The sequence below is a fragment of the Pantoea folii genome (assembly GCF_056678875.1).
This window is the reverse complement of record NZ_JBWXON010000020.1, coordinates 106729-115116: the sequence shown is the minus strand read 5'-3', so window position 1 is coordinate 115116 and position 8388 is coordinate 106729. Positions and strand designations below refer to the sequence as shown.

6 protein-coding genes are annotated in these 8388 nt (G+C 52.3%); 4 read left to right on the top strand and 2 right to left on the bottom strand.

What is annotated here, in order from left to right:
* The first annotated feature begins 424 nt into the window (after positions 1–424).
* Both polA and spfP read left to right on the top strand, forming a co-directional pair.
* The gene (gene polA, locus AC1MDE_RS20965) at positions 425–3214 is read left to right on the top strand and encodes a DNA polymerase I (RefSeq protein ID WP_479397878.1); all 2790 of its coding nucleotides are present in this window, start codon (positions 425–427) and stop codon (positions 3212–3214) included.
* Positions 3215–3488: 274 nt separating this feature from the next.
* Positions 3489–3536, top strand: coding sequence for a small protein SpfP (gene spfP / locus AC1MDE_RS20960; protein WP_071892919.1), 48 nt, complete (start codon positions 3489–3491; stop codon positions 3534–3536).
* 85 nt (positions 3537–3621) lie between these two features.
* On the opposite strand, the gene yihA is transcribed toward spfP, so the two are convergent.
* Positions 3622–4260: a ribosome biogenesis GTP-binding protein YihA/YsxC gene (gene yihA / locus AC1MDE_RS20955; RefSeq protein ID WP_058960150.1), complete on the bottom strand. Its 639-nt coding sequence runs from the start codon at positions 4258–4260 to the stop codon at positions 3622–3624.
* Positions 4261–4810: 550 nt separating this feature from the next.
* Here yihA and yihI point away from each other — a divergent pair.
* Positions 4811–5332 carry a Der GTPase-activating protein YihI gene (gene yihI / locus AC1MDE_RS20950; protein ID WP_034823909.1) on the top strand — a complete coding sequence of 174 codons (522 nt, stop codon included), beginning with the start codon at positions 4811–4813 and terminating at the stop codon, positions 5330–5332.
* Positions 5333–5567: 235 nt separating this feature from the next.
* A complete protein-coding gene (gene hemN / locus AC1MDE_RS20945; protein ID WP_479397875.1) occupies positions 5568–6941 on the top strand; it encodes an oxygen-independent coproporphyrinogen III oxidase in 1374 nt (457 codons plus the stop codon).
* Positions 6942–6976: 35 nt separating this feature from the next.
* Here hemN and glnG read toward each other — a convergent pair whose 3' ends face one another.
* Positions 6977–8386 carry a nitrogen regulation protein NR(I) gene (gene glnG / locus AC1MDE_RS20940; RefSeq protein WP_034823905.1) on the bottom strand — a complete coding sequence of 470 codons (1410 nt, stop codon included), beginning with the start codon at positions 8384–8386 and terminating at the stop codon, positions 6977–6979.
* Positions 8387–8388 lie beyond the last annotated feature (2 nt).

Below are 8388 nucleotides of genomic sequence, written 5' to 3'. Positions count from 1 at the left end.
CCTGAGAGATTACGGATTCTTGCAGAACTGCCGGATCGTTCAACCGATCATTTTTGTCTTAACTGATCGGCATTACGGCGATGTCGGCGTTTTTACTCCCTTTCCCATGACGTAATCATGATATCCCCGTTAACCCTCCGCTTAATATCCACATGGACGATCACCTTTTCAAAAAGGCGCGCTTCATCACGGTAAGTTAATAACAAATTGAAAAACAATAACTTTTATCTGTAAAATGATTGCAATAAGCGTAAATAACAATACGTTATGAATTTTACGCACAAAGTTATCCACAGACCGATCCTTGCGATCCACTCCGCGTAACAACGAAAAAGATCCTGACATCCCTGCTCTGATTCAACATTCCTCTCTGGTTGTGGCATCCTTATAGCCCTCATTATCGCAACGAAGAAAATACGAACCTATGGCGCAAATTGCAGAAAATCCCCTGATTCTGGTAGACGGATCCTCTTATCTCTACCGGGCGTATCATGCCTTTCCGCCGCTGACCAACAGTGCAGGCGAGCCCACGGGCGCGATGTACGGTGTGCTCAACATGCTGAAAAGTTTGCTGATGCAGTATCAGCCGAGCCATGTGGCCGTGGTCTTCGATGCGAAAGGCAAAACTTTCCGCGATGAATTATTCGAGCACTACAAATCGCATCGTCCGCCAATGCCCGACGATCTGCGTGCACAGATCGAGCCGCTGCACGAGATGGTCAAAGCGATGGGATTACCGCTGCTGGCGGTGACCGGCGTTGAGGCTGATGACGTGATTGGTACTCTGGCACTGGAAGCAGAAAAGCAGGGCCGTGCAGTGCTGATCAGTACCGGTGATAAGGACATGGCGCAGCTGGTCACGCCGGGCATTACGTTGATCAATACCATGACCAACACCGTGTTGGGCCCGGAAGAGGTTGAGCAAAAATACGGTGTGCCGCCTTCATTGATTATCGATTTCCTTGCCATGATGGGTGACAGCTCGGATAACATTCCGGGTGTGCCTGGCGTGGGTGAGAAAACGGCACAGGCGCTGCTGCAGGGCCTGGGCGGTATGCAGTCGATTTACGACAACCTGGATAAAGTGGCGGATCTCTCGTTCCGTGGCGCGAAGACCATGGCAGCGAAGCTGGAGCAGAATCGCGAAGTTGCATTCCTGTCCTATCAGCTGGCGACCATCAAAACGGATGTTGAACTGGAACTGGGTTGTGAGCAACTCACCGTTAACGAACCGGACGTTGAAAAGCTGCAAAATCTTTTCGGCCGCTATGAATTCAAACGCTGGATCACCGATTTACAGGACGGCACCTGGTTGCAGGGCAAAAAGAGCAATGTGCAGGCGCAGAAATCGCTGGCGACTGAACCAGTGGCTACGGTGGCGGAAACCGCTAGCGTGTTGTCATCTGACGGCTATGTCACCATTTTGGATGAGGCAACCTTCGACGAGTGGCTGCAAAAACTGAAAAAAGCAGAACTCTTTGCCTTCGATCTGGAAACCGATTCTCTGGATAGCTGGAGTGCCAACATTGTCGGCCTCTCCTTTGCGGTTGCGCCCGGTGAAGCCGCTTATCTTCCGGTGGCCCATGACTATCTTGATGCGCCAGAACAACTCGACCGCAGCGACGTGTTGAAAAAGCTAAAACCGCTACTGGAAGACGCTAAATCTGCAAAAGTCGGTCAGAACCTCAAATACGATCGTGGCGTGCTGAAGAACTACGATATTGAGCTGAACGGCATTAAATTCGACACCATGCTGGAATCTTATTGCCTGAGCAGCGTCGGCGGCAAACATGATATGGATAGCCTGGCTTCGCGCTGGCTGAACCATAAAACCGTCACCTTTGAAGAGATTGCCGGTAAAGGAAAAAATCAGCTGACCTTCAACCAGATTGCTATCGAGCAGGCCGCTCATTACGCTGCAGAAGACGCAGATGTCACGCTGCAGTTGCATCTGCAGATGTGGCCGAAGCTGGAGCAGGAAGCGGGTCCGAAGCAGGTCTTCACCGATATCGAGATGCCGCTGGTGACCGTGATTTCACGCATTGAACGCAACGGCGTATTGATCGATCAAAACATCCTGGCCAAACATTCGCAGGAGCTGACCGCACGTCTGGCGGAATTGGAGTTGAAAGCGCACGAACTGGCAGGCGAGCCGTTTAATCTCTCCTCCACCAAACAGCTGCAAACCATTCTGTTTGAAAAGCAGGGCATCAAGCCCACTAAAAAAACGCCGGGTGGCGCACCGTCAACCAGCGAAGAAGTGCTGGCTGAACTGGCGCTGGACTATCCGCTGCCCAAAGTGATTCTGGAGCATCGTGGCCTGTCTAAGCTGAAGTCGACTTATACCGACAAATTGCCTTTGATGATCAATCCGGTTACCGGCCGCGTGCATACTTCTTATCATCAGGCGGTCACGGCCACCGGACGTCTCTCATCTACCGATCCCAACCTGCAAAATATCCCAGTGCGCAACGATGAAGGCCGTCGTATTCGTCAGGCTTTTATCGCAGATAAAGATAATCGCATCGTTGCGGCTGACTACTCGCAAATTGAACTGCGCATCATGGCGCATCTGTCGCAGGATAAAGGCCTGCTGGATGCGTTTGCGCAGGGTGAAGACATTCACCGCGCGACAGCGTCAGAAGTCTTTGGTGTTGCGCTGAGCAAGGTTTCAGGTGAGCAACGCCGCAGTGCCAAGGCAATTAACTTTGGCCTGATTTATGGCATGAGTGCCTTCGGTCTGTCGCGCCAGTTGAATATCGGTGCTGGCGAAGCGAAAAAGTATATGGATCTCTACTTTGAGCGTTATCCGGGCGTACTGCGTTACATGGAAGAGACTCGCACCCAGGCGGCCGAGAAGGGCTACGTGGAGACACTGGATGGTCGCCGCCTGTGGCTTCCGGACATCAGCTCCAGCAACGCCATTCGTCGTAAGGCGGCAGAGCGCGCGGCGATTAACGCCCCGATGCAGGGCACCGCAGCGGACATTATCAAACGCGCGATGATCGCTGTAGATGGCTGGTTACTGCAACAGCAGGATGACGCTGTGAAGATGATTATGCAGGTACACGATGAACTGGTGTTTGAAATCCACAAAGACGCGGTAGAGAGTGCGAGTGCGACGATCCGCCAACTGATGGAGAGCAGCATGAAACTTGATGTACCGCTGCAGGTTGAAGTGGGAACGGGCGATAACTGGGACCAGGCGCACTAAGGAACGTTGTCGGCGGTATATCTATGCCGCTGACATCGTCATAAGAAAAAAGTTTACTTAATCGGTTCAGCAACGATGTAAAGCCGCTTGTTAAATGCGCATTTTGTAACTGCCTATCGGCTAAGCATTTTTTTAGTAATTAAACTACACGCCTTGAGCCAAAGTGTGACGGATCCGGTAAAAAAGATGTGGAATCCTGAAACTTAACAACAAAAAACCCTTTGTTGGTCAGGAAAAATCAGGTAAAGTTCATCGCGTAGGGTACAGAGGTAAGATGTTCTATCTTTCAGACCTTTTACTTCACGTAATCGGATTTGGCTGAATATTTAGCCGCCCCAGTCATTTATGACTGGGGCGTTTTTTATTGGGCTTTTTCTGAAAAGCGGGTCGTAAACCCGCGCTTCACATTACGCAGAAGGGGCTTCTTCATCTTCCTGCGCCGGTTCCAGTTCACTGAACCAGCTATCCAGTTTCTGACGAACGATATCAACGCCGATCTTCTTGAGTGACGAGAACATCTCTACCTGCACATCACCCATAAAACTTAATGCTGCCTCACGCACCAGCTTGAGCTGCGCTTTACGTGCACCTGATGCCAGCTTATCTGCTTTGGTTAACAGCACCAGTACAGGGATGCCGCTCTGGACTGCCCATTCAATCATATTCTGATCGAGGTCTTTCAGCGGATGGCGAATATCCATCAGCACCACCAGGCCTTTCAGTGCCTGGCGCTTCTGCAAATATTCAGACAGCGCACGCTGCCATTTACGTTTCATCTCTTCCGGGACTTCGGCGTAGCCATAACCCGGTAAGTCGACCAGGGTTTTCCCCTCGACGACCTGGAACAGGTTGATGAGCTGAGTACGACCTGGCGTTTTACTGGTACGCGCCAGGCTTTTCTGGTTGGTGATGGTATTCAGCGCGCTGGATTTGCCTGCGTTAGAGCGTCCGGCAAACGCGACCTCAATGCCCACATCTGCCGGTAAATGGCGAATATCCGGGGCGCTGAGCACGAAGTGGGTCATGTGATAATTCAAAGCAGACAAAGTAAAGCTCCAGCAAAGTGATTCGTTCAATTGGGCTGATTATACCTGTTATGGCGCAAAAGTGCCCGATAGCGTCTTAACGCGCCACTTTGTAAGAGATCGACGATAATTACTGCCAGTCATTACCGATTAATAGAATGTTCATATGTTGGATAGCGTAATATTTTCAATAAGATAAATAGATATTGAAAATTACCGCTCTAAATTAAAGACATGTCTCACTTGTTCATTTTACTGATTGGTCTACATTTGGTGTCAGTGCACGGTAGCACCCATCAGGATGATGCGCTCAGGAGTGTCGGGGATGACCAGGAGCATGGCAGGATGTGATTCAGGTATGAGTCGGACAAGGAAAAGGATTACTCGCAGGAGCGATGAGGCGAAGGAGCAACCGGGACGTTGAGAGCTGTAAAGGATTTATACCGTTATTCCTTCAGTAGAAGGTGCGAAATAAGGCGATAGCATAGGCTATCGCCTTTTTTCTTTGTCATCTTTCTGCTAGATTTCGCCGCAATTCTATACTGAAGAAAAATCGCCGAGACCGGACACCATGAAGCAACCTGCACCAGCCCAGCGTGGCAAACCTGCTGCTAAAGCCAAACGCAAATCGCGTGAAGAACTGAACCAGGAAGCACGCGATCGTAAACGCGATAAAAAGCACAGCGGCCATAAAGCGGGCAGCCGTGCTAACCCGGAAACCAAAGGCGCTGGCAAAGGCCAGGGTCAGAAAAATGCCGATCCACGTACTGGTAGTAAAAAACCGGTTGCGCTGGTGGCCGATGGTAAAACCGTACCGGAGAAAAAGCCGGTAGCGAAAGCCAGGCCGAAAGCGGAGAAGGTTCGTCTGACACCGGAAGAAGAGCTGGCGAAGCTGGAAAATGATGAACGCCTCGACACCTTACTGGACCGTCTGGAAAGTGGTGAGACACTCAGCGCTGAAGATCAGGCATGGCTCGATCAGACGCTGGATCGCATTGACGAACTGATGGAAACCCTCGGTATCGCGTTGGATGACGGTGCTGAAGATGAACAAGCCGAAGTCGATATGATGCGCTTGTTAAAAGGCAACTAAGTCATTTTTGATCGGCATGCGCATTTGCGCATGCCGCGCTAAACAGGTATTCGCTGATGCTTTGGCCTGGATCAATTTTAGCGCTGCTGCTAACATGTTATCTCCTGTGGTTATTGTTTAAACTTCGTCGCCTGTCGCGTCTGAAGTCGCGTTTACGCCGGCGTACGGCTCACCGCTATCTCTCCTCTTCTGCAACGCGACCCTCCCTCAAACGACTTCACCGTAAGGAGTGAGCATGTCATCGCAGCAGATTGAATGGGATCAGCGGCTGATCGAAAAATACAATTACGCAGGTCCGCGTTACACCTCATACCCCACTGCGCTAGAGTTCAATGAGAACTTTGGCGAGGCAAGCTTCCAGTTTGCGGTTGAACGCTATCCTCAACGTTGCCTGTCGCTGTATGTCCATATTCCGTTCTGTCATCGCCTTTGCTACTTCTGCGGCTGTAATAAGATTGTGACGCGCCAGCTGCACAAGGCCGATCGCTATCTGGATGTGCTGGAGCAGGAAATCCGCCAGCGTGCGCCGCTGTTTGCCGGACGCCGCGTCACGCAATTGCACTGGGGCGGTGGTACGCCAACCTTTCTCAACCAAGCTCAGGTCAGCCGGCTGGTGGCGCTGCTGCGTGGCCATTTTGAGATTGCTGATGACGTTGAGATGTCGATCGAAGTCGATCCACGCGAAATTGAGCTGGCGATGATCGATCATCTGCGTGCTGAAGGTTTTAATCGCCTGAGTATGGGTGTGCAGGACTTCAATAAGGCGGTGCAGGAGCGCGTCAATCGCGTGCAGGATGAAGAGACTATCTTCGGGCTGGTTGAGCGTGCGCGTGCGCGAGGATTCCGCTCAGTCAGCCTGGATCTGATTTATGGTTTGCCGCTGCAAACGCCCGAAAGTTTTGCCTTCACCTTACAGCGAGTCATCGCGCTTAATCCCGATCGACTCAGCGTATTCAATTACGCGCACATGCCGACGCTGTTTGCTGCACAACGCAAAATCAAAGATGAAGAGCTACCTGGTGCGGAACAGAAGCTGGAAATCCTGCAGCAAACCATTGGCACCCTAACGGATGCAGGCTATCAGTTCATCGGGATGGATCACTTTGCCAAACCGGATGATGAGTTGGCCATTGCGCAGCGTGCGGGTGAACTGCACCGCAACTTTCAGGGGTACACCACGCAAGGCGAAACCGAGCTAGTCGGATTCGGCGTCTCAGCGATCAGTATGCTGGGAGACAGTTATGCTCAGAACCAAAAAGAATTGAAAGAATACTATGCCAGCGTGGAGCAGAGCGGGAACGCGCTATGGCGTGGTTTGACACTAAGCGACGATGACTGTCTGCGCCGTGATGTCATCAAAACGCTGATTTGTCATTTCTCATTAGATTTCGCGGCGATTGAAGCGCAGTGGCCGATCACCTTCGAAACCTATTTTGCGGAAGATTTAGCGTTACTGGCGCCTTTGATGGCGGATGGTTTGCTGGAACGGCGTGGGCGTAGTCTGCATGTCACAGGAATTGGGCGTTTACTGATTCGTAATATCTGCATGTGCTTCGATCGTTATCTGCGCCAAAAGGCTCGCATGCAGCAATTCTCGCGGGTGATATAAAAATCAGGGGAGCATCGCGCTCCCCTGATTCTCACTTATTCCATTCCCAGCTCTTTCAGTTTACGCGTCAGGGTATTACGACCCCAACCCAACAAACGTGCGGCTTCCTGCTTGTGTCCCTGAGTGTGACGCAGGGCGGTGGTGAGCAGCGTGCGCTCCATCTCCGGCTGCGCTTCAGAGAGCAGGTTTTGATGACCGGAACGCAGCGCGCGGTCCGCCCATTGTGCCAGCAAGGTGGCCCAGCTATCCGGCAGAGACTGCACTGGATTGTCCGGCGTGCTCGACTCAAACAGCTCCGGCGGCAGATCCTGAATCAGTACTTCCTGGCCTGCAGCCATCACGGTTAACCAGCGGCAGGTATTTTCCAGCTGGCGTACGTTACCGGACCAATGCAGGCGCGTCAGCGCGGTTTCGGTTTCCGGATGCAGAATCTTCGCTTCGACGCCCAACTCACGCGCGGCGACTTGCAGGAAGTAGCGCGCCAGACGTGGGATATCTTCACGACGCTCACGCAGCGGCGGTAAGTGCACGCGAATCACGTTCAGGCGATGGAACAGATCCTCACGGAACTTGCCTTCCTGCACGCGCAACTCAAGGTTTTGGTGGGTTGCCGCGATAATACGCACATCCACTTTCACCGGTGCGTAGCCGCCCACGCGATAGAACTGGCCATCGGCCAACACGCGTAGCAAGCGGGTTTGCACGTCGAGCGGCATATCACCTATTTCATCAAGAAACAGCGTGCCCCCATCGGCCTGTTCAAAACGGCCCTGACGGATCTGATTCGCCCCGGTAAAGGCCCCTTTCTCATGCCCGAACAATTCGGATTCGATCAGGTCTTTCGGGATTGCCGCCATATTCAGCGCGATAAACGGTGATTTGGCACGCGGGCTGTGACGATGCAGAGCATGCGCCACTAACTCTTTACCGGTACCCGATTCACCATTAATCAGCACGCTGATGGAAGATCGCGACAAACGGCCGATGATGCGAAACACATCCTGCATCGCCGGCGCTTCGCCAATGATGTCGGTTGTCGGGCCGCTCACCGGTTGATTACGCGGCTGCTGCTGCTCCTGATAATGGCTGATCGCACGTTCAACCAGCGCGACCGCTTCATCAATATCAAACGGCTTGGGCAGGTAATCGAACGCGCCTTGTTGATAAGCGCTGACGGCGGCATCAAGATCCGAATGCGCGGTCATTATGATGACCGGTAGCATTGGGTGACGCTGTTTAATTTGTTTCAGCAGCGCCAGTCCATCCATGCCCGGCATGCGAATATCCGATAACAATACATCTGGGGTTTTACTTGAGAGTGCATCCAGCACCTCATTGCCGCTGTCAAATGTCGCGCAGCTCAAACCGGCTCCAGTGAGCGCACGTTCAAGCACCCAGCGGATGGAGCTATCGTCATCGACGATCCAGACTATCCCTCGTTGCATAG